General features: G+C 56.7%; 22 protein-coding genes and 1 pseudogene. 15 read left to right on the forward strand and 8 right to left on the reverse strand.

All coding sequences use genetic code 11. The annotated features are described in order from the left end of the window. Together CA85_RS25430 and CA85_RS25435 are read left to right on the forward strand one after the other, a co-directional pair. Window positions 1-296: hypothetical protein (locus tag CA85_RS25430; protein WP_222435481.1), on the forward strand; the 296-nt coding region annotated here is incomplete at its 5' end. A 125-nt stretch (window positions 297-421) separates the two neighbouring features. Beyond that, complete coding sequence (locus tag CA85_RS25435) at window positions 422-589, forward strand: hypothetical protein (RefSeq protein ID WP_222435482.1); 168 nt, start codon at window positions 422-424, stop codon at window positions 587-589. Window positions 590-714: 125 nt separating this feature from the next. Here the strand turns inward: CA85_RS25435 and CA85_RS18710 are convergent, their stop codons facing one another. The 7 genes and pseudogenes from CA85_RS18710 to CA85_RS18745 all read right to left on the reverse strand — a co-directional run bounded on the left by CA85_RS18710 (window position 715) and on the right by CA85_RS18745 (window position 10,672). After that, window positions 715-2,613, reverse strand: a complete 1,899-nt coding sequence (locus CA85_RS18710; RefSeq protein WP_146392894.1) for a hypothetical protein — start codon at window positions 2,611-2,613, stop codon at window positions 715-717. A gap of 1,061 nt (window positions 2,614-3,674) precedes the next feature. After that, window positions 3,675-5,285 carry a restriction endonuclease subunit S gene (locus CA85_RS18720; RefSeq protein ID WP_186775042.1) on the reverse strand — a complete coding sequence of 537 codons (1,611 nt, stop codon included), beginning with the start codon at window positions 5,283-5,285 and terminating at the stop codon, window positions 3,675-3,677. 103 nt (window positions 5,286-5,388) lie between these two features. Then, window positions 5,389-6,885 carry a class I SAM-dependent DNA methyltransferase gene (locus CA85_RS18725; protein WP_246112964.1) on the reverse strand — a complete coding sequence of 499 codons (1,497 nt, stop codon included), beginning with the start codon at window positions 6,883-6,885 and terminating at the stop codon, window positions 5,389-5,391. A 153-nt stretch (window positions 6,886-7,038) separates the two neighbouring features. After that, entirely contained in the window at window positions 7,039-8,808 is a 1,770-nt protein-coding gene (gene hsdR, locus CA85_RS18730) for a type I restriction-modification system endonuclease (RefSeq protein ID WP_186775043.1), read from the reverse strand. Between the two features lie 92 nt (window positions 8,809-8,900). Beyond that, window positions 8,901-9,422: pseudogene (locus CA85_RS26170) on the reverse strand (DEAD/DEAH box helicase family protein); the annotation flags it as partial. Between the two features lie 109 nt (window positions 9,423-9,531). Beyond that, window positions 9,532-9,912, reverse strand: a complete 381-nt coding sequence (locus CA85_RS18740) for a type I restriction endonuclease (protein ID WP_146392898.1) — start codon at window positions 9,910-9,912, stop codon at window positions 9,532-9,534. Between the two features lie 19 nt (window positions 9,913-9,931). Next, the gene (locus CA85_RS18745; protein WP_246112965.1) at window positions 9,932-10,672 is read right to left on the reverse strand and encodes a family 16 glycoside hydrolase; all 741 of its coding nucleotides are present in this window, start codon (window positions 10,670-10,672) and stop codon (window positions 9,932-9,934) included. 76 nt (window positions 10,673-10,748) lie between these two features. Between CA85_RS18745 and CA85_RS18750 the strand changes: the two genes are divergently transcribed. The 9 genes from CA85_RS18750 to hisI all read left to right on the forward strand — a co-directional run bounded on the left by CA85_RS18750 (window position 10,749) and on the right by hisI (window position 19,315). Beyond that, complete coding sequence (locus CA85_RS18750) at window positions 10,749-11,195, forward strand: hypothetical protein (RefSeq protein WP_146392899.1); 447 nt, start codon at window positions 10,749-10,751, stop codon at window positions 11,193-11,195. 165 nt (window positions 11,196-11,360) lie between these two features. Then, the gene (gene hemE, locus CA85_RS18755; protein WP_146392900.1) at window positions 11,361-13,328 is read left to right on the forward strand and encodes a uroporphyrinogen decarboxylase; all 1,968 of its coding nucleotides are present in this window, start codon (window positions 11,361-11,363) and stop codon (window positions 13,326-13,328) included. Next, window positions 13,325-14,353 carry a molybdopterin-binding domain-containing protein gene (locus CA85_RS18760; protein ID WP_146392901.1) on the forward strand — a complete coding sequence of 343 codons (1,029 nt, stop codon included), beginning with the start codon at window positions 13,325-13,327 and terminating at the stop codon, window positions 14,351-14,353. The genes hemE and CA85_RS18760 overlap by 4 nt, the downstream gene beginning before the upstream one ends. 84 nt (window positions 14,354-14,437) lie before the next feature. Continuing rightward, entirely contained in the window at window positions 14,438-15,673 is a 1,236-nt protein-coding gene (locus CA85_RS18765; protein ID WP_146392902.1) for a cofactor-independent phosphoglycerate mutase, read from the forward strand. 244 nt (window positions 15,674-15,917) lie between these two features. Continuing rightward, window positions 15,918-16,595: a 50S ribosomal protein L1 gene (gene rplA / locus CA85_RS18770; RefSeq protein ID WP_146393034.1), complete on the forward strand. Its 678-nt coding sequence runs from the start codon at window positions 15,918-15,920 to the stop codon at window positions 16,593-16,595. A gap of 92 nt (window positions 16,596-16,687) precedes the next feature. Next, on the forward strand, window positions 16,688-17,215 hold the full coding sequence (gene rplJ / locus CA85_RS18775; RefSeq protein WP_146392903.1) for a 50S ribosomal protein L10: 528 nt from the start codon (window positions 16,688-16,690) through the stop codon (window positions 17,213-17,215). Window positions 17,216-17,292: 77 nt separating this feature from the next. Further along, the gene (rplL, locus tag CA85_RS18780) at window positions 17,293-17,706 is read left to right on the forward strand and encodes a 50S ribosomal protein L7/L12 (RefSeq protein ID WP_146392904.1); all 414 of its coding nucleotides are present in this window, start codon (window positions 17,293-17,295) and stop codon (window positions 17,704-17,706) included. A 182-nt stretch (window positions 17,707-17,888) separates the two neighbouring features. Continuing rightward, window positions 17,889-18,899, forward strand: coding sequence for an NADPH:quinone reductase (locus CA85_RS18785; RefSeq protein ID WP_146392905.1), 1,011 nt, complete (start codon window positions 17,889-17,891; stop codon window positions 18,897-18,899). After that, window positions 18,896-19,315 (forward strand): phosphoribosyl-AMP cyclohydrolase, encoded by a 420-nt coding sequence (gene hisI / locus CA85_RS18790; protein ID WP_146392906.1) that lies wholly within the window; start codon window positions 18,896-18,898, stop codon window positions 19,313-19,315. Before CA85_RS18785 ends, hisI begins: the two co-directional genes overlap by 4 nt. 627 nt (window positions 19,316-19,942) lie before the next feature. Here the strand turns inward: hisI and CA85_RS18800 are convergent. Beyond that, window positions 19,943-20,575: a Gfo/Idh/MocA family oxidoreductase gene (locus tag CA85_RS18800; protein WP_146392908.1), complete on the reverse strand. Its 633-nt coding sequence runs from the start codon at window positions 20,573-20,575 to the stop codon at window positions 19,943-19,945. Window positions 20,576-20,967: 392 nt separating this feature from the next. Between CA85_RS18800 and CA85_RS18805 the strand changes: the two genes are divergently transcribed. The 4 genes from CA85_RS18805 (at window position 20,968) to CA85_RS18820 (ending at window position 24,557) form a co-directional block, all read left to right on the forward strand. Then, complete coding sequence (locus CA85_RS18805; RefSeq protein WP_146392909.1) at window positions 20,968-21,570, forward strand: cysteine hydrolase family protein; 603 nt, start codon at window positions 20,968-20,970, stop codon at window positions 21,568-21,570. A gap of 219 nt (window positions 21,571-21,789) precedes the next feature. Beyond that, window positions 21,790-23,862 (forward strand): catalase, encoded by a 2,073-nt coding sequence (locus tag CA85_RS18810; RefSeq protein WP_146392910.1) that lies wholly within the window; start codon window positions 21,790-21,792, stop codon window positions 23,860-23,862. A 13-nt stretch (window positions 23,863-23,875) separates the two neighbouring features. Further along, window positions 23,876-24,199: an MDR/zinc-dependent alcohol dehydrogenase-like family protein gene (locus CA85_RS18815; protein WP_186775044.1), complete on the forward strand. Its 324-nt coding sequence runs from the start codon at window positions 23,876-23,878 to the stop codon at window positions 24,197-24,199. A 52-nt stretch (window positions 24,200-24,251) separates the two neighbouring features. Then, a complete protein-coding gene (locus tag CA85_RS18820) occupies window positions 24,252-24,557 on the forward strand; it encodes a hypothetical protein (protein ID WP_146392911.1) in 306 nt (101 codons plus the stop codon). Window positions 24,558-24,593 lie beyond the last annotated feature (36 nt).

Consider the following 24,593-nt stretch of genomic DNA (forward strand, 5'->3'; position numbering starts at 1 on the left):
GAATCATCGACGGCATCCTTGCTTGTGTTGAGATTTTTGTGAAGAAAAACCACGATGCAACAAGGATGCCGTTCTTCGCTAGCTCAAAATTGTTTCACGCCAGATTCGCCCTAAGTCCACGCCATTCTCCCGGCAATACGATTGGAACGCAATGTCATGTGAAAACCAAAATCATTGGACGCAGGAGCCCAGACCTCTCAAAATCCAACATCCTGGATGGGATTTGCAGAGCGCGGCGTGCCGGCACGGTCAGCGAGTCGATCTCACCACTGATTCTGCGGATGAACCTCCCTTGAAAAAGGCCAACACATCCGCTTATGGGTTGATCATTAATCCATCGCGTTGGCACGCAAAACGACACCGCCGCACCGGGCACCTTTACCAGGGACGGTACAAGACCTTTCCCTGTTGAGAACGCGATTTGTCGGCTTATCTTTGTCGTCGCCACGCCACCGCGACGCTGGCTGGACTGTCCGAGCGGTTCGATTTGAAACATCCCGATCGATCCTCCGACATGGTCAAGCGAGCCAAACGGCTCGTCAATGAGAATCAGGTGGATGAAACGAATCCAGAAGAAGCCAGGCGATGAAACCCGAAACGCGAGCCTGCCCCCGTAGGACGTATTCTCGCGAGCAAGACTCCATGCGAAGTATTCGTACATTTCGCCACGGCATTTTAACAGCGCGAACTGCCAATGAATGACACCCCAGTCATTCATTCATGACTAATAATGCCCTTCTTTGAAAAGTCTATGCGCCCTGTAACAGTGTCGTTGTTCGTGCGATCGCGAAACAATATTTTGCCCTTCGGACTTGGCCACAGTTCAAACTTTTGTCCCGGGCTAATAATCCGCAGCCTAGCGTTCTCGTCGGTTACATGTCGCTTAATTGTCCACTTCCAGTTTCTCCCCGCCGTGTTTATTTCCTCTACGCCGTCTATCCGGTCAATGTTCAGGATATCAACACCGCCGCTTCTGCTGAAATGACTCTCCCGAAATCGCTTCTCTGACTGAACGGTCTTGCTCAGGTTGCTTGCGTTTATTTTTAGTTGCTGTAAGCCATCACGTTGATCCTCAAGAGCCTTAGCCACATCATCGGACCTGCTAGCAGTGCTCATCCGATGTTTTTCTAGATCCGACCTCAAAGCCGCGATTTCCGCACGCAACTCTGAAAACACGTCGGACGCGCCTTCACGACGGGACCACCGAACTTGCTTTCGAGCGGCCGACTGAACATACCGAACAACATCCGCCGTGTATACTAAGTCTTCTGAAAGCAAATCCCAATCGCGTTTCCGGAACAACCTGTATTCCTTAAGCTCCCAGATATCACCCGCCCCCTTACGGATCCATTCAACTTCGCTTGACTCAGCGCTTCGTGCAGTATCCTTCAGGTGCTCTGTCAGTTTTGACTTCTTGTTTTCCACCTCAAGTTTCTCGTTACCAAGGATCTTTCGAACTTCTTCATTGACCCGTGCTTTAGCCTCGCCGCTCCCCCAGCCTATCCCATACGAGCCGCTACCCTTGGTTTCTCCCTTTCGTTGCATCTTACTCCATTCATCTTTAAGCGAGCTAAAATGCTTCAGGCTTTCTTGGTCGCTATACTTGTCGATTAAGTGATCAGATAGCGTTTCTGCACTTTCCTTCACTTTTTCTATTTGTCGCTCATATAATTCGGTGTAGTGGTCGGGTTTAAACTGTTCGCCATCTACGTACGCATTTTCAAATTCGCTAGCTCGAATCTCCTCTCCCGATTTGGTGGCTAGCTCAAAATGATCGTTTAGTAGTCCTCGCAAATCTTTAATCTTCGAATCTTGCAGTGGGTACGGAGCATTTGCGCTACTGCGATACACAGCTGAGACACGTTTCTCGACGTCGCTGAAAAGCCTAGATTTCGCACGTACTGTAAAATACTCGTTGTCATTCTTGACTTGGGACGGCGGTCCGAATTCATTCGACCAGTCTTCCACAAGCTTGACAAACCCTTTCACTTCAAGGGCATGCTGCTCTTTGTCCGCGGTGCCAGTAAACTGCCATTTGAAAGAAAACGGCAGTCCATCCTTCATTTTTGCAGCAAGCAACTCGGCGGTCCGCACATCTGGGCACTTCCACTCGACGGCAGTACCTTCGTAGTCAGGTGAAATCGTTCCAGTCGCCGAGTCAATGGCAGATACCCAAGGCTGCACATCCTCGAATCCCCGTTGAGGCTGCAGCATCATGAAGTCCAATTCCAGCGGATTGACATCAGTCGCTTCAAATGCATCACGTGACGTCGACAGCCTTTCCGCAACTTTCCTTCGTAGTTCATACGGACAACAATCCACCGTTGCGTCGACATATGCTTCCAATGAATCTAAAGACGGACGGACCTCAATGTCCTCTAGATTCATGACTACCGCTGGAGAAACAAGCAGTTTACCCGGTTGCCCCTGGTAGACCTTCACGGAACCCCCTTGCCAGTCAACATCGTCTATATAAGTTGGCCGCAATGGTTCGGTATCGCCCGCAGAGGACGCTTTGAGATCGGTCTGCCCCATCGCCGTGTTACCCCGACACAAAACGCTACTTAGGAGCGTTAGCGTCACAATTGAGGCCAGATGCGTTGTAGAAGTCATCGAATTACCGTTTGCCTAGGGGATAGAAAATGCCTTCTGCCTTATCTCAGACCAAGTTCCACCTATAAATCTGTGACAAGCCGTAGCAGGTTTATTTTCGAAGACCTGCGGTAAGCCATTCCAGGATGAAGCAGTCAAAGCGGCACAGTATTACCCACCAGCATAGGGCCCTGCAGAGGGGGCGTCAACCCATCCACTTTTCCTCGGCCCTTGGCAACGATGAGACCTGGCTGAGAAGCCGGAGAAGAAAGCAATCACAGTGAGCGACCTTGAGCCATGATTAAGTTGCGTGGCAAGACAGGGCCAACCAGCATCACCCTGACTGTCGCAGTAACTGGAGTCTTTCAAATCCCGGGTCGTCGTGCCTTCGATGCCAAACCACTACATTTGCAAGAAACGCTTCGCGTGGGGGCAGGCACGGGTTTCGGGGTTGGCAAGCTGCGAATCCGGTCCAGCACCCGCCCGCGACCTTGAGGTTTTACGATGCCACGCCAACCAAGGTTGAAATACGAGAACGCGATCTACCACATCGTCACACGGGGTGACGGACGTCGCCTGCTGTTTACACGATGACCGCCACTATGAACGATTCACCGAGGGGCTCATCGACGAGGTCGATCCAAGTGGATGGATCGTCGTCGCTTATTGTTGGATGCGCAATCATGTGCATGTGTTGGTCAAGACTCCCACAGCCCAATCTATGCCCAGGAATGCAACACTGGCCAAGCGGGTACGCCAATTGGCACGCAAAACGACACCGCCACACCGGGCACCTTTACCAGGGACGGTACAAGACCTTTCCCTGTTGAGAACGCGATTTGTCGGCTTATCTTTGTCGTCGCCACGCCACCGCGACGCTGGCTGGACTGTCCGAGCGGTTCGATTTGAAACATCCCGATCGATCCTCCGACATGGTCAAGCGAGCCAAACGGCTCGTCAATGAGAATCAGGCGGATGCCCGCCGGATGAAACGAATCCAGAAGACGCCAGGCGTGAAACCCGAAACGCGAGCCTGCCCCCATGGGAAGCATTCGCTCCACCGGATCGCAGCTGACACGATGTCAGTTGCGTTTGGTCTTGGTGGTTTGGCGTTGTTGGCGGATGCGGGCGAGGAGTTCGGAGGCCGGTTCGTCACGCGGGTCCTGCGGGACCAACTCGCCTCGAAACGCTTTCGAGAGGATGGACTGGTCGAGATGGGTTAGGGAGTTTTCTATTGAGGATTCGACTGCTGAAATGTTGTCCAACATCTCCAATGCTTGCGTGATTCTTCTTGCAATCTCGTGCTGTTCCTCGAGTGATGGAAGTGGGATCGGCAACATTCTCAGATCAGAGAGATTTATGCCGGACTGTGCGACGCCCTTGACCTGCCCGGTAATGAGACGCTTCGCCGCAGGACACGCGAGAAGGTACATCAAGAACGTGGCATCAACCCCCGAAAGCACCGGTATCAAAGCTACTTCTCGGCTGATGTTCATGCCTTTCATTTCGGCGGGAACAACGGCCGTTTCCCCAACGGTCCCCCGAATAGCAATGATCACTTCTCCACCTTGCAGGTACGTGCGTCGGTACTGCCTGTGAACGTCGGGATTTACGAGTTTCAGATCAGTGATCGCAATTGAGAAACGTTTTATATCTCCACATCTGACTGTAGGGACTCCGTTTCGATATGGGTCGCCGGTTTTAACGATGCCGTAAGGGATGCTCTTTTCAGGATCGACCAAAAGTTCAAGCGGCGCGACCTCCCAATTGCAAGTTTTCTCTACATTGAACTCTGTTACTAGAGCGTCTGCATCGAGAATGCCGTCAGGTTCTTTGTACTTATCCTGCCAGTTCTTCGGCGGCTTTTTGCCTTTGGCTTCGTACTTGGCTAGCTGCTCGGATTGCCAGCGTTCTCTTCGCTCGGTGCGGATGCGGAGGAGAAGCTCGCGGGCCGTTTCACCGTCAGCGGCGGGATTCTGCCGCCGCCAGTCGGCAGTCAGCTTGCCGCTGAAAGCATCTCGCAGCACACTCTGACGAAGCTGACCGATCAGCGGACCGACTTCCGAAAGCAATTCCCGTGCTCGCGAACTACGCGTTTGAAGCGACTCGATCGCCGATACGATACGGGATTGCTCGGCGAGGGGAGCCCAAGGTATCTGAAACGAAAGCACTTGGCCCTTTGTTAAGGCGGGGCGTGTTACACCGTATTCTTCGCCGGAAATCTGGTTCTGAATCGCTGGGGATGACAGGTAGAACCGGAGATAATCTTGTGAAAATGATTCCACTAATCTAAGGATGCATACATGCTGATTGACTCTGGCTTTCGCTAGATCGTCGGGCACATACGAGACTCGACCGATAGAAGCTCCCGTGATGTTCAATAGCGTATCGTTCGCGTTTACTGTCACCCCATCGAGCGCCGCAGCTTGATCATCATCGATGAATGCCAATCCATCGCGATTAAACTCCTCGAAGTGAACATTCATAGAACGAATAAGCGGAGTGCCTGATGCCTTGTAAGCAGCCTTGCCCCCTTTCGGTGTCGCGCCACTTCCAACTTTTGTCGTGGTATCTTTGATCGAACCAAACGCCCAGCCATCCGGCAACGCTTCTTCATTGCCACTCTCGCTTGCGTTTCGTGCGCCCTCGTTCGAATCGCTTTGTGACAATTCGTCAATTTGCGGGCGGTTCATTCTCGCCCCCATTTTGTCGGTAGGCTTGAAGGCTGGCGAACAGACTTGTACCGGCGGCTAGCGTCTTGCCGCTCAGGGGTTGGGCGAAGAGGTTGTGGTTGGCTCATTTGGTTGGCTCCAGCAGTTCGGTCAGGGCGTCCATCTCGGCGAGCGCGCCGCTCAGGCGTTCGCGGATCATCGCTGCAATCTCAGCTGGCTCGGCAAGCTCGTCACCCGAACCGCCGCCGCTGTCGTCCTTCAGCCAACTAATGTCCAGGTTGTCGCCGCGCTCTCGCACGAAGTCTCGCGTGAAGACTCGAAAGCGGCTGTTTTCGCCTTCATGGATCGTGTCGCCTTGATTGATGGCAGGACAAACTTTCTTGCCGCCCGTCTTCTCGGCTCGTTTGCTGCTGCCGTCCGCTTTCTTGCCGTAGCATTTCTCGAACTCGGCGAAGTGACCCAGTGTCAGTGGTGTCCGCTTGCCGAAGACGGGGACGTTGGTCCGCAGGTCATAGACCCAGGTCTTCTTCGTGTTGCCAGTGTCGCTCTGGCCTCGGGTGAAGAACAGTACGTTCGTCTTCACGCCCTGGGCGTAGAAAATGCCGGTGGGGAGCCTGAGGATCGTGTGCAGGTTGCACTTGTCCATCAGGTCAACGCGGATCCTGGTGCCCACGCCTTCCTCGAACAGCACGTTGTCCGGCAAGACGACTGCCGCGCGGCCGCCCGGTTTCAACCCACGATAGATGTGCTGCAAGAAACAGAGTTGTTTGTTGCTGCTGAGGTAGGTGAAGTCATCTCGCGTGATCCCGCCTCCTTTCTTGGTGCCGAAGGGCGGATTGGAGAGGATCAGGTCGGCGGCGGGCAGTTCCTGACCGGCCGAGCCCATGGTGTCGCCGGAGACGTAGTTCCCATCCATGCCATGCAGCATGACGTTCATCAGAAGAAGACGCTGGGTGTCGTCGACCAGTTCGACCGCGTGATAGGCGTCGTGCTTCTGAAAATGCTGCTGCTGCTCATCCAGGTCGAACAGGTCGTCGGTGTTCGCTTTGATGTAGCGGTCGGCGTGCGTCAAGAAACCACCGGTGCCGGCTGCCGGATCCTGAATGATCTCGCCCGGTTGCGGTTTGATGCAGTTGACCATGCACTCGATCAGCGGACGGGGCGTGAAGTACTGGCCGGCGCCCGATTTCTTCTCGCTGGCGTTCTTCTCCAGCAAGCCTTCGTACAGATCGCCCAGCCCCTCGGTGCGAGCGCTATACCAATCCAGCGCATCGATGTCGGTGACAAGTTTCAGCAGGTTCTTGGGTTTCTTCAATGACGAGTTGGCATTGTTAAAAATGGCCTGAACACGTCCGGTGGGCTGGGTGCCCAGGTGAACCAACAGTTCACGGTAGAAGTTCAGTTGCTCGACGCCTTCGCGACCGTGGAGGTCGTCCCAGCGATAGCCTTCGGGCAGCTGGCTTTCCTGACCGGTCTCCTTCATCATTTTCAAAAACAGCAGGTACGTCAGCTCGGTGACGTAGGCCTGGTACGTGATGCCATCGTCACGCAGGACGTGGCACATGCTCCAAAGCTTGGCGACAATATCTTGGGTGTTCATTAAGGCTTGATGGGGTGGCATGATGTCATCTTGTTCGGTGCAGGGAGTCTGCCGAACAAGCTGGATTGATTATGTGGCGGTGTTGGAATTGTCGCTCGGCTCTCCGAGCCGAAGGCGGAGGGACTAGCGCATTCGGTTCGGAGAACCGAGCGACATTGATTGTTCCGAGAGTCCTCAGGCGGCGACGCCCCAGATTTCGTCGGTGATTTGGGCTAGTAGTTCGGAGAGGTTCCCGTCGAAAACCTTGTTCAAGCGATCGAAGCCGCCTTGTTCGCGGAATTGTCCCCGCTCGATGGCTTCTCGGTCGACGAGTGTGTTTTCTTTGAACTGTTTTCCGATCCGATTGAGCCATTGGCGCTGAGTGCCGGTCCACTGACGCGATGTCAGTATCGTGGTCATGGCTTTGTTGACGCGATCTTCGAACGGTTCCAGAGGCGTTTGCAGGATCGCGTTTCGGATGTAGCCGATGATCGTGGCGGCAATCTCGACGTTCTTGGTCTCGCGCCAGGCGACCCGCAGCCGAGTTTCGCTGAATCCCTCCTTGTCGAGTTCGATCTGCAGATCTTTGAGGGCTTGCCGTGTTAGGTCTCGAGGCCGGGTCGCACACAGCTTGATTGCCGCGATCTCATCTTGGTGTCCGGTGACAAACTCGCGAAACTCTTCCAGATAGTCTTTCGGCCTTTTGTTGCCTTTGCCGAATCCTGATTCGACTGACACGACTTCATCGTCGTGCTCAGAGACGAAGAACCGGACACCATTGCCGCCACCTTTTTGATCCAGAAATTCGATCACGTTGGTTTTGTCGGCAAACCACTCGACAATTTCGTCAGGCGTCGCCCGTTGAATCTGCTCGACCAGCGACTCCGGATTCTGGCCCGATTTTTCTTCCAGCGTCTTCGCTCTCGGGCCTTTCAGGGAGCGTTTTTTTCGCTGGAGTTTGGCAATCAATTGTTCTTTGATGGTTTGACGTTGTTCGTCACCGGTGACGCTTGCGAGTTCGTCGATCAGTTGGCCGAAGGACAGGTTGGGATTGGTGACCACCGCCTTCATGTCGGTGTACGATTTCAGCGACGAATACAGCTCGACACAGTCGAAGATACGAAAGCAGGATTTATCATCGTTGGGCCCGTGAAGGCTAGGGCAAAGCCTTGTGCCTCGGCCGAGCATCTGATCGTAGAGAATGCGGCTGCGGACGCGTCGCAGGAAAACAAGGTTGCAGATCTCAGGGACGTCGATTCCCGAGGTCAGCGAATCGACTGTCACGACGACACTGGGGTATTGTTCGTTCTTGAACTCGCGGATCAGCCCGAGCGGCTTGTGAGCTTTGCCGGTGATTTTCCTCACGGCTTGGTTCTCGATTTCGCCGTATCGTTCCTGGAACGCATCATTCAGGTCCGAGACGACCATGTCGGCGTGCATGTCATTGACGCAGAAGATCAGTGTTTTGCCTGGCAAACTCGGATCGATGTGCCTTGCCAATTCACTGCAAATGGCGCGATTGAAGTTCTCGTTGACGACCTTGCGGTTGAAGCTGTCGATTTCCAACGTGATTTCGTCGGGGGTGTTGAAGAGTTCGAGTTGCTGTTTCTGGGTGTCGTAGACGGCGACATCTTCGTTGACCTGGAACTGAATGCCATCCTGCGCCAGTCTGGTCTTGATTTGCAGCGGTGGTTCGTGATCCACCAGGTAGCCGTCCAAGACGGCTTGGCGATAGCTGTATTGGTAGATCGGCAATCCGCTGGTGCCGCCAAAGATCTCGGTGGTATGAACGGCGGGGGTCGCTGTCAGCCCAATTTTGACGGCGTCGAAGTACTCCAGAACGCGGGAGTATTTTGAGATGTAGTCTGTCTCGTCACGGAAACTGAGTTCACTGTCGGTGAGTTCCTGGTCGAGGCTGTAACCGCGGTGGCATTCGTCGACGACGATGCAGTCGTATTGGTCCACGGGCAGAGTGACACCGTGTCATCGGATCCCAGGACCCGTTTGACCATGGCTTGGATGGTGGCGATGTGGAATTTGGTGTCTTGATCGGGATTGAGGTCACCGAGTTCTTTCACATCGTAGATATCCGCGAATGTCTGGTCGTTTTCGATGCGCAAGTCATGAAGCGAGTCGGAGGTTTGCTCGCCCAGGCTGGTTCGATCAACCAGAAACAGGATTCGTCGAAAACGCTTGGCTTTGATCAGCCGATAGCAGATACCGATGCATGTCCGCGTTTTGCCGGTACCAGTCGCCATCGCCAGCAGCATTTCTCGTTCGCCGTCGCGGATGGCATTCTCAACCGCATTGACGGCGTCGTGTTGGTAGTAGCGAAGCGGCAGATACTCGGTGGATTCCGCGCACAGCCGTTTCTCGGCTTCGTCGATGTCCTGTGAGAGCAGTTGTTTCAATCCCTTTGGGGTGTACCAACTGACCAGCGGGCGTGGGAGATTGGTGCTGCGTCGAGAGTCCTGGAACCAGACACCGCTCTTGGTTTTGAGTTGTTTCAGGTAGCCACGTCCGTTCGTCGAGAACAGAAAGGGGACTTTGCAGTCTCCCCGAGGCCCGCCCGCTGACACGATGTCATCGGTGATAACAAAGTCGTTGCTGTACCGGCGGGCTTGTTCGATGGCCCCGGCAACGTCGATGTTCTTTCGTTTCGCTTCCCACCGTGGCGACAGGCGTCAATCAAATGAACAGCACATAGTCCGCTGGGCCGCTGGACGTGGGCCACTCCGCGATGGCGGTGTTCTTGTTCTTTTGCGGGCGTGAGCCTTTGCTGTAGCGGAGGTTCTTGGAATCCACGATCCACCCGGCTTCTCGCAACTGGATGTCGATCAGTTCACGGGTGTCGGCTTCCGAGAGCACTTCGTCAGCGACTTGTTGGCCGGTTTCGATCATCTGCTCGGCTTCGGATTCGGTTGGCTTGGCAGCCTGGGACGCTTCGGCCAGCCGGCCCTCCAGTTCCGCGATTCGCGTTTGTGTTGTCGTGGATTCTTCTTCCACAAGTCTGAAACCCCAGGCGTTGCCTGGGGTTGTCATAGGACTGCCCCGTTGGGGCGTTTTCATGAGCGATTAAAACTGACTGTTATTCATCGTGCGTTGCTTCGACCTTGAGCGCGAAGATCTTGACGTCGTCAACGACTGCGCTGTGGGGTACCGATAGACGCAGCGTTCTCTTGGTCGGATGGGCGAAGCCTGGGGCGATGAAGCTTCCGGCCTCGGTGTCATCGACCGTTGCGGTCACCTTGTCGCCTTCGATCCGTACGACGAGCTGATGCCATTGGCCTGTTTCGATCTTGGCGGGAAATTTTTTGGTCGTTGTCTTGATGAACGCCTTTTGCTGCTTCGTCAACTGCTTTGCCTTCTTGGCATCGTAGAACTTCATGTTCATGTTGCCGCTCTTCATGTCATTGATCTGTACAAATCTGGGCGTCACATCGACTTTGAATAAGTGGCCCGCGTGTACGTCTTTGAACTTCAGGTCGGCGAAGTCGAGGCCGAGTCGGTCGTTGTTGTTCTCGAGCATGAACCGCAGCTTCACGATGCCGTCGCGGAATTCAGCGGGGTGGACCACCGATACCGCGTGGTCCGCGGCCGGGTGCATCTGGATATGCATCGCGCCATCTTGGAGATCGACTTGCTTGTTTCCTCCCGCCCGAGCCTTGCTGTTGGTTCTCCAGCCATTGCCGACTTCATCCTTGTTTTCTTGCGATTCGGTTCGCTCAAAGTCGTCACTGAAAATCAGCGTCTCGCTGTCGTCCGAGCGTGCGGCATTGGTGAGAACCAATGGAATCAAGAGCGTCAGAGCCAAGAGTGTTTTGAACATGAATTTTGTTTGCTGTAGAGAGACTGCCGGGATAGGATGCTGTTGTTTCGAGGGTCTTGGTCGAGGAGATCGTCCGGTGCAGATTCTATCCCATTGCCTGTTCGCTGGCGCGGTCATTCTACCATTGCCTTTGGCGTGCCTATGGGATTACGACACGCTGGCGGTCGAGCGGACTGAGTTCCCTGGGATCCACGAAATGATCGTGGGTCAGTTTGCGCGGCATTCGCCCGCCTACTACCGCTGGCGGATCGCCGATCGATCGGCGATGCCGTTCGAACAACGCACTCCTGAGGTGGAAGACGACATCGCGGTGGCGCATGAGAAGCTAGGCGATCACGACACAGCCATTCGAATTACCAACGAGAAGATTGAGCGCTGGCCGGTGACAGGGCGGTATCAGTCCGAAGCGAATCTGGCGACGTTTTTGATTCACGCAGGTTACTCGGGGCGGTGCTTTTCGCCCTCGCCCTCGCGATTCTTTTCGTTTTCCTTCAGCGTCGTCGGGCGAAGGCTGGCTGAGTAAGCTTTGTCGCTCGGCTCTCCGAGCCGTTGACGTCGCGGGGAACTACGCTGTCGGCTCGGAGAGCCGAGCGACAATAATTGCCCCGCATCCCCAACGCCGCAGATTGCCCTACAATCAGCGCAGTCCTGGCTCCCACTCTCTTTCCCTTCCTACCCTGCTGCCGCTATGACTTTCTCTGGACTTCGCATTGCCTCGCTCGAAAGTCGTCGGGCGGAAGACATGGCCCGGCTGATCACCAAGTTTGGCGGCGATGCCTGCGTGAGCCCATCGATGCGGGAGGTGCCGATCGAGCCGAACCGGCCTGCGATCGACTTTGCTTACCGCGTGATCACGGGCGAGATCCCGATCATGATTTTCATGACCGGCGGCGGTTTCCGGTACCTGCTCAAGAGCATCGAAAAGCACGTTCAGCCGCAGCGGTTCCTCGATGCGTTGAGCGACATCACGACGATTTGCCGGGGCCCCAAACCGGCTGCCGCGATGCGGGACGTCGGGGTGACCCCCACCTACCGGGTGCCGGAACCGAACACGTGGCGGGACCTGCTCAAGATGATCGACGGGGGCATCCCGATCGCCAACCAGGTCGTTGGCGTCCAAGAGTATGGTGTCACCAATACCTCGTTAATCGCTGGCTTGGAAACGCGGGGCGCGATCCCCGAAACGGTTCGGGTCTATGGCTGGGAATACCCTGAAGACACCGGGCCGCTGGAGTCCAACATTCGCGCCATCGCCGCGGGCGAACGTGACATGCTGCTGCTGACGAGTGCCCATCAGGTCGTCAATATGCTCCGCATGGCGGATTCGCTGAACCTGACCGATGCACTGCGAAAAGGACTGAGCCATACCGCCGTCGCATCGATTGGACCGACGACGAGCGACATGCTCCGCGAGAGCGATATTCATGTCGACATGGAACCCTCGCACCCGAAAATGGGGCATCTCGTCAATGAAGCCGCCCGGGATTCGGCGATGCTCGTGGAGAAACGACGGACTTTGGCGGCGTCGAATTCCCCGATTCGCGTCAACGCCATCGATGAAGAGGATCGTGAGCCTTTGACGGCGATCGACGACCATCCGGCCCAGTCCAGCTTGTTCATGAAAGCGTGCCGGGGTGAACCGACGTCGCGGACACCGGTTTGGCTGATGCGCCAAGCCGGACGCTATATGCAGGAGTATCGTTCCGTTCGTTCGCAGCAGTCTTTCCTCGAACTCTGCGCCAATCCGACCCTGTGCAGCGAGGTGATGTGCACGGCAGTCGATCGACTGGGGGTCGATGCCGCGATCATCTTCTCCGACCTGCTGCCGATCCTCGTGCCAATGGGTTTCGACCTCGAGTTCGTCAAAGGCGATGGGCCGGTTATCCACAACCCAGTGCGAACGGCAGCAGACATCGACCGCGTCAAGGGACTCGATAACCCTCAAGACCTTGGGTTTGTTTACGAAACGGTGCGGCAAACTCGCAAGGACTTGCCCGAGGCGATTCCGTTGATCGGATTTGCCGGCGCTCCGTTCACGCTCGCTAGCTACGCGATCGAAGGCGGCGGCAGCAAGCAATACGCGGCGACCAAGCAGTTGATGCGGGCTGACGACGGGGGTTGGTCGGCGCTGATGGATCGCTTCACCGATGCGATCATCGTCTACCTGAACGAGCAGATCGCCGCCGGTGCGCAGTGCGTGCAGCTCTTCGATAGCTGGGCGGGCTGCCTCTCGGCCGCCGACTACAGCCGCTTTGTCTTGCCGTGGATGCAGCGAATCATCGCTGGGGTCACCCCCGGCGTGCCGCTGATTAATTTTGCCACGGGAAACCCCGAATTACTGCCGCTGCTGCGGGGCGATCGCCGCACGGTCGTCGGCGTGGATTGGCGGATTGACATGGAAACGGCATGGAAACGCATTGGCCATGACATCTCTGTCCAAGGCAACATGGACCCCACGGTGTTGCTAACCGACCCCACCACCATTCGCGCAGCCGCCAAGGAGCTGCTCGACCAGGTCGGCGGCCGGCCCGGGCATATCTTTAACTTGGGCCATGGTGTCATGCAGATGACCCCCGTCGAGAACGCCATCGAATTGGTCAAAGCGGTTCAGGAGCTCTCGGTGCGGGACGATTATGCGGGCGGACCGGACGCATGACGAGCATCGTTTGCCCGCTCTGTCCGCTGCACTGTGACGACGTAGGCATCGATGAGCAGGGTGGACTGGAAGCAAACGGCTGCCCGATCGCGGCGGCAGCACCACCGGAAAAAAACCGGCCTCCCTGCCGGGGTGAAATCTTAATCGCGAGCGATGCGGCGAAACCCCTTCGCGTGGTCACGACAGGAGTTGATTTGACGACCGCGAGACAGTTGGCTCGCTGGCAAGCGGCAGGGCGGATTGATTTAACGTTCGAGTCTGACCCGAGCATCGAGGCGCTGCTGCAGGCGGCCAGCCGTGATGGGATCGTCTCGGCCACGCTCGCCGACGCTGCCACTCACGCCGACCTCGTCTGGCTGCTCGGCCGCGCCGATCAGGCTTGGCCAAGGCTGGCGGAGAAACTACGGCTGGGGGGCAACGGTGCCGATGAAACGAAGTCGCAACGGTTCGAGCGCTGCACGGCCGACGATCTTTCTCGCTTTGCCGCCGCTATCGAAAGCGGGGCGGGCTCCTCGTCGCCGGCCACCGGGGAATTGGCCGATCACACGGACACCTGGACGTCGTCCGAGTATGCCGCTGTATTGGTTGGTCCGGGGGCATTCGCGGACGGCGAAGAATCACTCTGTGCGACCATGCTGGCGAGATTGGTGCGACAACGCAATACAAAGTTTCGCTGCGTGCTGTTGACGCTCGACGCCGCGGCGACACTGCGCAGTGTCTGCTTGTGGACCAACAACACCAGCCCCTCCGCAACGACTGAGGGCGACCAGAGCGTGGGTTTCGACATCCGAATCGGCTCGCCGCTCGGCCGCGATTCGCGAGCAGCAAGCGTGCAGATCGGCGGCATCGATCCTGGAGCGGAATTCGCAGCCGCCTACCGAGCCTGTTCGGTCGCTGGGCTGCATCGCCCGGGGATGGTGATCCGAGGCGACGGCTCGGTTTCACTGCCGCTGGCGGCTCCAGTGGAAGCCGATTTGCCGAGTTCCGCCGAGTTGCTCAACGAGATACTGAGTGATGGATTTTAGTGCCCCTTTCGCAATTTCCACGCTTCCACGACACTTGGCGTTCAGTGTTAAAGTCCCCATGAATGAACCGGCGGAGGAATCGCCATGAAGTATGTAATCATTATTCCCGATGGCTGTGCCGACGAACCGCTCGATTCCCTCGGCGGGAAAACACCGCTGCAGGCGGCGCGTTTGCCGACCATGGACGCCATCGCGGCGGCGGGATGCGTGGGCGTGACCAACAACACACCCGTTGACTTTCCGGCTGGTAGCGAAGTCGCCAATCTGTGCTTACTGGGCTATGACCCGAACGAATTTTTCACCGGCCGGGCACCGATCGAGGCGGCCGCGACCGGCATCGAACTGGGGCCCTACGACTGCGCCGTTCGCTGCAATCTCGTCACTGTCGACGATCAGATCATGGTGGATTTCACCGCTGGGCATATCAGCACGGAGGAATCCGGCGAGCTGCTCGCCGAGCTGAACCAGACACTGCTCAGCGGGGAGCATCCGGCGGTACCCGCCGAGCTGGCCGAGCGGTTGGAGTTCGTTCGCGGCGTCAGCTACCGCAATCTGCTGATCTATCGCGGTGACGCCGATCACCCCTCGCCGTTCACCCCCACAACTCGATCGACGGCGCCTCACGATCTGACAGACCTATCGATTGCCGATGATTTCCCCCGCGGTCCGGGCAGCGATCTATTGGTGGCGTTGATGAGCGCCTCGGCGGAGATTCTCGCCGACCACCCGGTCAATCGGGCTCGCGCGGCGGCGGGCAAGTCAACGGCCACCAACGTGTGGCTATGGAGCAGTGGCGGGGCACCGGGGCTGCCGACTTTTGACGAACGATTCGGTTTAAAAGGCGTCATGATCACCGCGGTCGACCTGCTGCGAGGGCTGGCGGCGTTGGCGGGTTGGGACCGCATCGAAGTCGAGGGAGCGACGGGATATCTCGACACGAATTATGCTGGCAAGGGTCAAGCCGCCGTCGATGCCTTGGAACAGTACGACATCGTGTGCGTGCATGTGGAGGCTCCCGACGAGGCTTCGCATGAAGGACGGGCCGACGCCAAGGTCGAGGCGCTCGAGCAGATCGATCGCCTGATCGCTGGGCCGTTGTGGACAGCGGTCTCCGCACGCGAGGACGCGCGGATCCTGATTCTGCCCGATCACCCAACCTTTTGCCGGACGAAGAAGCACGCCCACGGCCCCGTGCCGCTGGTGATGGCCGGCTGCGGCGTCGAAGCAGACAGCGCGAAAACCTACGACGAAATCTCCGCCGGCGCATCGGGGCTCACCTACGATCCGGGCTGGACGATGATGGCAAAGTTCCTCGCTTGACCCGCTCATTGAGGAACTTCCGGAAAATTCGCACCGCACGGGTGAGTTGAGGTTGACGATCGGCGGACCGTTCGCCAAACTTCGCCACTTCTCACGAGTCGACCTTCTTATTGAGCCGGCCGGAATCTCGTGAGACCCCAAGTGGGAGAAGTGATCGCTCACTATCCAATCGCCAACCTGAGCGACTGGATAACCAACGCGGGTCATTTCGCCGAACCACCCGACACCTTGAGTCGTGACCAATATGGCAAAACAATCCAAGCGGTATCGCTCCGCGCTCGCAAAACAACCCAAAGAGCTTCAGCCGCTGAACAAAGCGGTTGAAACGCTCAAGACTTACGATGCAACGAAATTCGACCAAACGGTTGAAGTTCACATGCGTTTAGGAGTCGATCCCAACCAGGCGGATCAGATCATCCGCGGTTCGCTCGTCCTTCCCCATGGTATCGGCAAGACGCAACGCGTCGTCGTGTTCGCCAAGGGTGACCAAGCCAAGGCGGCTGAAGAAGCCGGTGCGGATGAAGTTGGCCAAGACGATTTGGCTAAGAAGATCAAAGACGGGTACACCGACTTTGACGTTTGCATCGCCGCCCCAGACATGATGGGTTTGGTTGGTCCACTCGGCCGAGTCCTCGGCCCCCGTGGATTGATGCCTAGCCCCCGTGCGGGAACTGTAACCGCTGACGTCGGCAAGGTCGTCGGCGAATACAAAGCGGGTAAAGTCGAGTTCCGCAATGACAAGGGTGGCAACGTCCACGCGATGGTGGGCAAGATGAGTTTCGACTCACAAAAGCTCGAAGAGAACATCTCGGCATTCGTCGACTACATCTCTGGAATGAAGCCCCAGTCCATCAAGGGCACGTACATCAAAGGCGTTGCCATCTGTGCAACGATGACCCCCAGCGTCCGAGTCCTTACCTAAGCGTCGATTGCGATCGAGAAGGATCGGCGAATTCAAGTTTCTGCCCAGCCACGCGTTGTCGCGGTAGTGAGTTTCGTCAGCGAAAAAATCAAATGAGTAAATACGTAAAAGAGCTGGTCACCCGTGACCTCAAACGCCGCTTCGATGGCGTGTCCGACGCCGTGCTGGTGAGCTACACCGGCATGGATGCGAACACCACCAACGAACTGCGTGGCGAGCTCAGCGAAAAGAACATCCAGATGATGGTTGTCAAGAATTCGCTGGCACGCCGGGCAACCGAAGGCTCCTCGCTTTCCCCCGCCTTTGATGACACTCGCGGTCAAGTTGCCGTGATGTGGGGAGCCGATGACTTTGTCTCGCTCGTCAAAGAAGTCGTGCGGCTAGACAAGGACAGCGAAAAATACGAAGAATTCACCGCCACCGGCGGCGTCATGGATGGCGAGCGTCTCGACTCCGAAGGTGTCAAGGCGATCAGCAAGTGGCCGAGCCGCGAAGAGCAAGTCTCGATGTTGGTCGGTCAAATCCTCTCGCCAGGTGCCAACCTCAGCGGTGCATTGCTCGGTCCCGGGCGCACGCTCAACAGCCAAATCAAGAGCAAGGGCGAAGGCGACGAGTCGTAACGTCACCTTCATTGCACCCGAGCCTTTCCCCATTCAACTTTTCCGAATCACCTTTTTCGTTTTTGAGGTAGTTTGACATGTCCGATGAAGCAACTGCGGTCGCCGAATACAGCGCCGAATCCAAAGAACTCGGCGACAAGATCGCCAACATGACCCTGAAGCAAGCCAAAGAATTGAGCGACTACCTCAAGGATGAGCATGGCATCGAGCCAGCCTCCGGTGGCGGTGCCGTCGTGATGGCAGCTGCAGGCGACGGTGGCGGCGCCGAAGCCGTTGAGAAGACCGAATTCGATGTCGTCCTGACCAGCTTCGGCGATAAGAAGCTGAACGTTGTCAAGGTCGTCAAGAACATCACCGGCGCTTCCCTGATGGAAGCCAAGAAGTTGGTCGAAGGTGCCCCTGCGACCCTCAAAGAAGCTGTCTCGAAAGAAGACGCCGAGAAGATCAAGGGCGAAGTCGAAGAAGCTGGTGGATCCATCGAACTCAAGTAGTTCGCCAGGTGGTTTCGGAAACCCAATCGAACGTTCACCGAGTCGTCTGTATTCGGTGAGCGTTTTTTGCTGCGCCAGACCAGAAGTTGACCTCAGCTGACTTGCCGGACAGCTCGGCCAGGCGAGCGTCTAGGACGACGGCCCCATCATCAGACCAACACGCAAGCCCCGGAGATCTCCCTATGAAAGCTGCTTACATCTCTGCGACCGGGTCGCCCGATGCGATCCAGTTCGGTGATGCTGCCGATCCAGTGCCGGGTGCGGACCAAGTCTTGATCCGTGTCGAAGCCAGCAGTGTCAATCCGATCGATACCTATGTTCGCGGTGGCGTGATCGCCATGGAACTGCCCACACCCTATTTCCCTGGCTGCGATGCCGCCGGGGTCGTTGCTGCGGTCGGCGAGGGTGTCCAGCGTTTTGCTGTCGGCGATCGGGTCTGGACGACCAACCAAGGACTGCTCGGACGCCAGGGAACGTTCGCCGAACGGATAGCGGTTGACGAGGACTGGGTCTATGCCCTGCCCGATTCGGTCTCCTTCGAAGACGCCGCTGCCTGTGCCCTCGTCGGCGTGACCGCTCACCTCGGATTGTTTCGCGAAGCCCAGCTGAAACGCGGCGAGAGCGTCCTGGTGATCGGCGGCAGCGGAGGCGTGGGATCGATCGTCGTGCAGATGGCGGCCGCGCACGGGGCCCGTGTGATCGCGACAGCCGGGAGCGAGGAGAAAGCAGAGAAGGTCCGCAGCTTCGGTGCCGAAGAAGTCATCCTGTATAAAACCCAGTCCATCGCCGAGCAGGTTCAGCGGTTTGCCCCCGAGGGCGTCAACGTGCTCTGGGAAACCCGCCGTGAACCCGATTTCGCCACTTCGATCGAGATGCTATCCGAGCGTGGGCGGATGGTTTTGATGGCCGGACGCGATGCCCAGCCGCCTCTGCCGGTGGGCCCGTTCTACGTCAAAGAATGCTCGCTGCACGGCTTCGTGATGTTCAAGGCGACGCCCACCGAGATGCGTTCTGCTGCCGAAGAGCTATCTCAACTCATGCTCGACGGAAAGATCCGAGCCAACATTGGTGCCCGCTTCCCGCTCGACCAAGCCGCCGAGGCACATCGCTTGCAAGAATCAGCGACACTCGGCGATAGCGATCAATTGTGCGGCAAGATCGTGGTGAACCACCGCATGAGCAGCAGCACATGAGCGAGTCACCCGTCACGATCCCGAATTTTACTGCTGGCGTCCGCTGCGCGGCGAGCGGCGATCCCTTGCTGCCCGCCATCGCCCAAGATGCAACGTCCGGCCGCGTGCTGATGTTGGCGTGGATGAACCAGGAGGCTTGGGACGAGACGCTCCGCACCGGCCGCGCCGTTTACTTCAGCCGATCACGCGGCAAGCTTTGGCGCAAAGGTGAAACAAGCGGACACCAACAAGTCATCCGCGAGATCCAGATCGACTGCGACGCGGACACAATCTTGCTGCATGTCGAACAAACCGGCGCCGCCTGCCACGAGGGATACGCGAGCTGCTTCTTTCGCAGCGTCAACGCGGACGCTGCGGTTGAAATCCGCGAGCGGCGGCTCGTCAATCCTGAGGATGTCTACGGCTCCAAGCAGTAGAGCGGCGACGGATTCAGGCAGATTCCTGACGTCGTGCCGGACAAGCGAACCCCTCGGCCGCAGCCTCGACTGCGCTGAGTCAATCCTGGCTCATCCGACGGAAGCGTGCGCCCGAGGTTTTCAAGGCATGGCTCCCGTATCCAAGGATCTATTTGTGGGATGTGATTATCAATGTTAGACTGGCAGTGGCGGGAGAAACGGAGCCGAGCTCTGCAGAGGTGCTGGCTTGGCAAGGGATATCTCGGTCGCCAGCGTTTCCCTGCAAAAGCGGTACGCCAATGGTGTTGTCGGTCCCTGGCGAGCGTTTGTTCGTCAGGGACGCATTTTTGAACGATCATTGGATACGAGAGCCATGCCTGGTATGTCCCCAAGTTAGCCTAAAAAACTACCAGGGGCGCATTCTGAGTGCTTTCATTGAAGGAATTCACTTTCCCTTCAATCAAGGAACTCCGATATGGCAATCGCCACCAAGAAACGTTCGTCAAAATCGTCAAAATCCAATCAGGCCCGTTACATCGGCAAGCCAGCTGGGGTGATTCAGCAGCGAGTCGAGGCGGTCGGTCCCTCTCACTTTGGTGTCGTTTCGGTCGACTGCGCCAAACGCAGATCCAAGTTCAATCCATCAAGTCAGCCGCAAGAGGCTTTCGTTCCTTCGCCAACTACCGACTCAGGATTCTGTTTTACTGCGGCAAACTCGATCTGATGCCGGAAAATACGTGCCACTAAATTCCGAGAAGAACCGCCTGCTTGAGACCCTCGGATTGTGTATTCCGCGTGCATGTTGTTGGGGAGCACGATGTAAACGGCTTCGACTTCACTATTTTCAGACAGTCGATCGTAGTTATCATTGTCGTAAATGGCGTTCTGCTTCACGCCATAGTACTTGGCCACCTGGGCGGCTTTCTTAGGATGCCCGCTGACCAAAGCAACGCATTTCGAGTGCTGGGTTTCAGCAAACGCTGGCAGTATCTCTTCGAGCGAGAGCACTCCGAGCCCCACAATCGCGAAACCTACCTTCCGATCGACCACCTCGGGCAGCGACAAGTTTGGTGGTTGCTTGTCCGGCGGTGCCAAGGCGACATCACTACTGGTCGATGAACGGTCTTGGACAGGTGTCGTTACCGAGCCACCAGACGCCCCACCCGCTTCCGCAGCACGGGACGCAGCGGCGGTCGCACCAGCAACGACCGAACCGGTCGTCGCAATCGTGCATGAACGGGTCAGAAATGAGCGACGGGATGATGTTTGGGACTCAGCCATGGAAGTGAACTCAGCTTCTCTGGAGGGGCGAAACAGTTGTCAGACCCTATGTCCAGCTCGCAAATGACGTTCCTCAAATCGAAGCCAAATAAGCCTCTGGCAGTCAGTCACGGCAGTCAGGTATTAAAGGAAAATGACCTGCTAGGCTCGTTAGGCACACCGGATGCTGGGAAGAAGTGCTCCCCCGAGCCGTCCCAACGGTACCTGCTGGTCCACCTTGCAGCGACTTGTTAAGCAACGCACGATCAATTTCTGTCGTAGTGGACGAGGCGACGAGTCCAAAGCCGCAGGACTCGTCGCCTCGCCCACTACTAAAACCGACACTTATTCATCGTGTGTTGCTAAGCCGTCGGATCCCTCCCCCAGAGTTTCAGTAGTATGAGGTGCTATCCATGAAAACAGCCGATAAAACGAAGGGGCTCGGCGCGAGTGCGGCGGCAACTGGGGCGACTGCGCTTCTACTCGTCGACGTAATCAACGACCTCGAGTTTGACGATGGGGAGGAATTGTTGAAGCTCGGTGTTCCAGCGGCGATCAATCTCCGGAATCTGAAGCAGCGTTTTCGCTCCCATGATTTGCCAGTGATTTACGCAAACGACAACTTTGGCAAATGGAAGTCCGACTTTAGGGCGCAGTTTGAGCACTGCGTCGGAGATGATACGCGGGGCAAACCCATCGCTGAGCTGTTGGCCCCCGAACCAGCAGATTACTTCGTGCTAAAGCCGAAGCATTCCGCCTTCTATGGCACCACGCTCGAATTGTTACTGCAGGCCCTGGAAGTCAAAACGCTCGTCGTCACCGGGTTCGCGACCGATATTTGTGTGTTGTTTTCAGCGAATGACGCGTACATGCGGGATTACAAGGTGTGTGTACCGCCAGATTGCGTTGCAGCTAACACTCAAGAACGCTCCGATGAAGCTGTCTCGCTGATGCAGCGGGTGCTCAAAGCAGATGTGCGTTCAGCGAGCGAGCTGGATGTCTCGGTGGTCCAGTAGGAACGTCGGAAGAAATCATTCCACGTAACTCTTTTGAGTCGACGGCGATACGGGCTGTCGATTTAGTAACCCGACGGTTTGAAAGCAGCGAACACTACCGGAAAAGTCAGCAACTCTAATCGGCATGATAAATGCTACGGCGATACTCGCAATCGCACACTCGGGAGGGCGTCGCATGCACTCTCACCAATGAAACCGCCACAGGACAAGTGAAGCACAATGGCTAAGAAATCTTCGACGTCTCCTCTGAACGCAGGCAAAGGTGGCGAGCCCCACCAAACGGCAACAGGCAAACCGGTACTGACGACCAACCAGGGTCTGCCCGTCGCAGATGATCAAAATACGCTCACGGTGGGCCCGCGTGGGCCACAGCTTCTCGAAGACTTTATGATGCGTGAAAAAATCACGCACTTCGACCACGAGCGGATTCCCGAGCGAGTCGTGCACGCTCGTGGATACGCCGCTCACGGTTGCTTCCAGGCGTACGAATCTCACGCCGATCTGACCGCGGCTGACTTCTTGAGCGATCCTAAAAAGAAGACTCCTGTCTTTTGTCGCTTTTCTACCGTCGCTGGCAGCCAAGGCTCTCACGACACCGCGCGAGACGTGCGTGGTTTCGCCGTCAAGTTCTACACCGAGCAGGGCAATTATGACCTGGTCGGAAACAATATGCCTGTGTTCTTCATTCAGGATGGAATCAAGTTTCCCGATCTGATCCACTCCGTGAAGCCCGCTCCCGATCGCGCGTTTCCACAAGCTCAGTCAGCCCACGATACGTTTTGGGATTTCGTGTCGCTCAATGCCGAAGCCATGCACATGCTGATGTGGATCATGTCGGACCGCGCCATCCCGAGATCATTTCGGATGATGGAGGGTTTCGGCGTACATACCTTCCGGATGATCAATCAAAAGGGAGAATCCAAGTTCGTCAAATTTCACTGGCGACCGAAGCTAGGCACCTTTTCGCTGATTTGGGATGAGGCGGTGAAAATTGGGGGTGCCGACCCCGATTTCAACCGTCGCGATTTGTTTAATGCAATCGAGAGAGGCGACTACCCCGAGTGGGAGCTTTCAGTGCAGGCATTCACTGAGGAGCAAGCCAACGAGTTTGATTTCGACGTCCTCGACGCCACCAAATTGATACCCGAGGAAATCGTGCCGCTGACACCTTTGGGGAAGATGGTCCTCGACCGCAACGTCGACAACTTCTTCGCCGAAACCGAACAGGTCGCTTTTTGTCCGTCCCATGTTGTGCCGGGCATCGATTTCTCCAATGACCCGCTGCTGCAGGGGCGACTGTTCTCGTATCTCGACACTCAGTTGTCGCGACTGGGCAGCCCCAATTTTCACCAGATTCCCGTTAACAAGCCAAAGTGCCCATTTGCAAACTTTCAGCGGGATGGCCATATGCAGACCGAAGTGCCTACGGGCCGTGTCGCGAACGAGCCCAACAGCCTCGACGATGGCCTGCTGCGTGAAGACCCGAAGCGGGGGTTCCATTCCCATCCGTCCGACGAAGCCGGATCGAAACTGCGGGTCCGCCCCGAGAGCTTTGCAGATTACTACTCCCAGGCCCGGCTCTTCTATCGTTCGATGACCGAGCCGGAGCAGAGACACATCGCGGCTGGATTTGCATTCGAGCTAGGCAAGTGCGAGGAAGCAAAAATCCGCACACGCATGCTCGGCCATCTGCAGAACGTAGATGCATCCTTGGCTGACGTGGTCGCTGAGTCGTTGGGCATGAAAGGACAGGCTGACGACATTTCGCCTCGGGTCCCCGTTCAGGACGTTGATGCCTCGCCCGCTTTGTCGCAGTACGCCAAGGCCCCCAAATCGATTGCTGGCAAAAAAATCGGCGTGCTGGTGACGGAAGGCTCGGACAGCAAACTGATCGCTGCCATCCGAAAGGCTGCGAAGGCGGAGCAGGCAGTGGTTGAACTCATCGCTCCAAAAATTGGTCCGATGAAGGACAGCAGCGGCAAAACGGTTCATCCGGATCACTTCTTATCGGGAGCACCATCGTCGCTATTTGACAACGTGGTGGTTGCGCCCGAGAAATCACACGTCGATGCGTTGCTCAATCAAAGCGCCGCAATCGACTGGATACGTGACGCTTTCGGGCACCTGAAGGTCATCGGCTACACGGCCGCTGCGATGCCGCTGATGGAGAAGGCCGCCGTGCCCACGGAAGGCGAAGTCGGCGTTATTGACCTTACCAATGCCAAGGTCGCTGATTTTATCGAACAAGCCAAAGAGCATCGCATTTGGGCGCGAGAGACGGAGGTTCGCTGACCATGAATGCTCTTTGAATCAAACGATCTGCCGCTATGTGCTTGCTGAGGCGGTGATGTGTTGTCGCAAAGGAGGCACGGTGTCGATCCCAGGCGTCTACACCAACGTCGTGGACAACTTTCCAATGAACGCGGCGATGAACAAAGGCTTGACGCTGAAAATGGGGCAGACTCATGTGCAGCACTACCTCGACGATCTACTGGCCAAGGTGACCGAAGGCAAGATCGACCCTTCGTTCGTAATCACACACCGGGGCTCTCTCGATGATGCCCCCAAACTCTACGAAACATTCGCGGAGAAATCAGACGGGTGCATCAAGGTTGTGCTGACTCCTTAAGCAAAGTCGCACTCGTATATCGCAACTTCAATTGCCGTAGGAAGAGATGACCATGGCAACTATCAACGCATACTGGCGGCACGCTCCCTTTTCGCATGACGCCGGCCAACGCAATCGTGACGATATCGCTGGCTCGGAAGCCGACAGCGTTCATACCGGTACTCTGAGCGATGAGCACCAGGAAGTCAGCGACGGGCGACCGGTATTGGTTGAAGACGAGACAGGCCGGGTCTATCAAGCGGCTGATTTGCCACCAGGAACTCAGGTAATGGTCTCCCATACAACTGACCAGATCCAACAGATCATCGAAAAATCTCGTCGCGTGGGCTTTGAAGTTATTATCAATGATAAGAATTAGGAAGTGACTTGAGAAATCGCGAGCCGCTTCCTGGCA

Origin of the sequence: Allorhodopirellula solitaria (assembly GCF_007859855.1) — a bacterium.
Classification (GTDB): domain Bacteria; phylum Planctomycetota; class Planctomycetia; order Pirellulales; family Pirellulaceae; genus Rhodopirellula; species Rhodopirellula solitaria.

What these genes read in the sequence shown, in the direction of transcription:
- CA85_RS18710 (WP_146392894.1), bottom strand. Translation starts at nt 2,613, where the DNA reads ATGACTTCTACAACGCATCTGGCCTCAATTGTGACGCTAACGCTCCTA.
- CA85_RS18720 (WP_186775042.1), bottom strand. Translation starts at nt 5,285, where the DNA reads ATGAACCGCCCGCAAATTGACGAATTGTCACAAAGCGATTCGAACGAG.
- CA85_RS18725 (WP_246112964.1), bottom strand. Translation starts at nt 6,885, where the DNA reads ATGCCACCCCATCAAGCCTTAATGAACACCCAAGATATTGTCGCCAAG.
- CA85_RS18740 (WP_146392898.1), bottom strand. Translation starts at nt 9,912, where the DNA reads ATGAAAACGCCCCAACGGGGCAGTCCTATGACAACCCCAGGCAACGCC.
- CA85_RS18745 (WP_246112965.1), bottom strand. Translation starts at nt 10,672, where the DNA reads ATGTTCAAAACACTCTTGGCTCTGACGCTCTTGATTCCATTGGTTCTC.
- hemE (WP_146392900.1), top strand. Translation starts at nt 11,361, where the DNA reads ATGACTTTCTCTGGACTTCGCATTGCCTCGCTCGAAAGTCGTCGGGCG.
- CA85_RS18760 (WP_146392901.1), top strand. Translation starts at nt 13,325, where the DNA reads ATGACGAGCATCGTTTGCCCGCTCTGTCCGCTGCACTGTGACGACGTA.
- CA85_RS18765 (WP_146392902.1), top strand. Translation starts at nt 14,438, where the DNA reads ATGAAGTATGTAATCATTATTCCCGATGGCTGTGCCGACGAACCGCTC.
- rplA (WP_146393034.1), top strand. Translation starts at nt 15,918, where the DNA reads ATGGCAAAACAATCCAAGCGGTATCGCTCCGCGCTCGCAAAACAACCC.
- rplJ (WP_146392903.1), top strand. Translation starts at nt 16,688, where the DNA reads ATGAGTAAATACGTAAAAGAGCTGGTCACCCGTGACCTCAAACGCCGC.
- rplL (WP_146392904.1), top strand. Translation starts at nt 17,293, where the DNA reads ATGTCCGATGAAGCAACTGCGGTCGCCGAATACAGCGCCGAATCCAAA.
- CA85_RS18785 (WP_146392905.1), top strand. Translation starts at nt 17,889, where the DNA reads ATGAAAGCTGCTTACATCTCTGCGACCGGGTCGCCCGATGCGATCCAG.
- hisI (WP_146392906.1), top strand. Translation starts at nt 18,896, where the DNA reads ATGAGCGAGTCACCCGTCACGATCCCGAATTTTACTGCTGGCGTCCGC.
- CA85_RS18800 (WP_146392908.1), bottom strand. Translation starts at nt 20,575, where the DNA reads ATGGCTGAGTCCCAAACATCATCCCGTCGCTCATTTCTGACCCGTTCA.
- CA85_RS18805 (WP_146392909.1), top strand. Translation starts at nt 20,968, where the DNA reads ATGAAAACAGCCGATAAAACGAAGGGGCTCGGCGCGAGTGCGGCGGCA.
- CA85_RS18810 (WP_146392910.1), top strand. Translation starts at nt 21,790, where the DNA reads ATGGCTAAGAAATCTTCGACGTCTCCTCTGAACGCAGGCAAAGGTGGC.
- CA85_RS18820 (WP_146392911.1), top strand. Translation starts at nt 24,252, where the DNA reads ATGGCAACTATCAACGCATACTGGCGGCACGCTCCCTTTTCGCATGAC.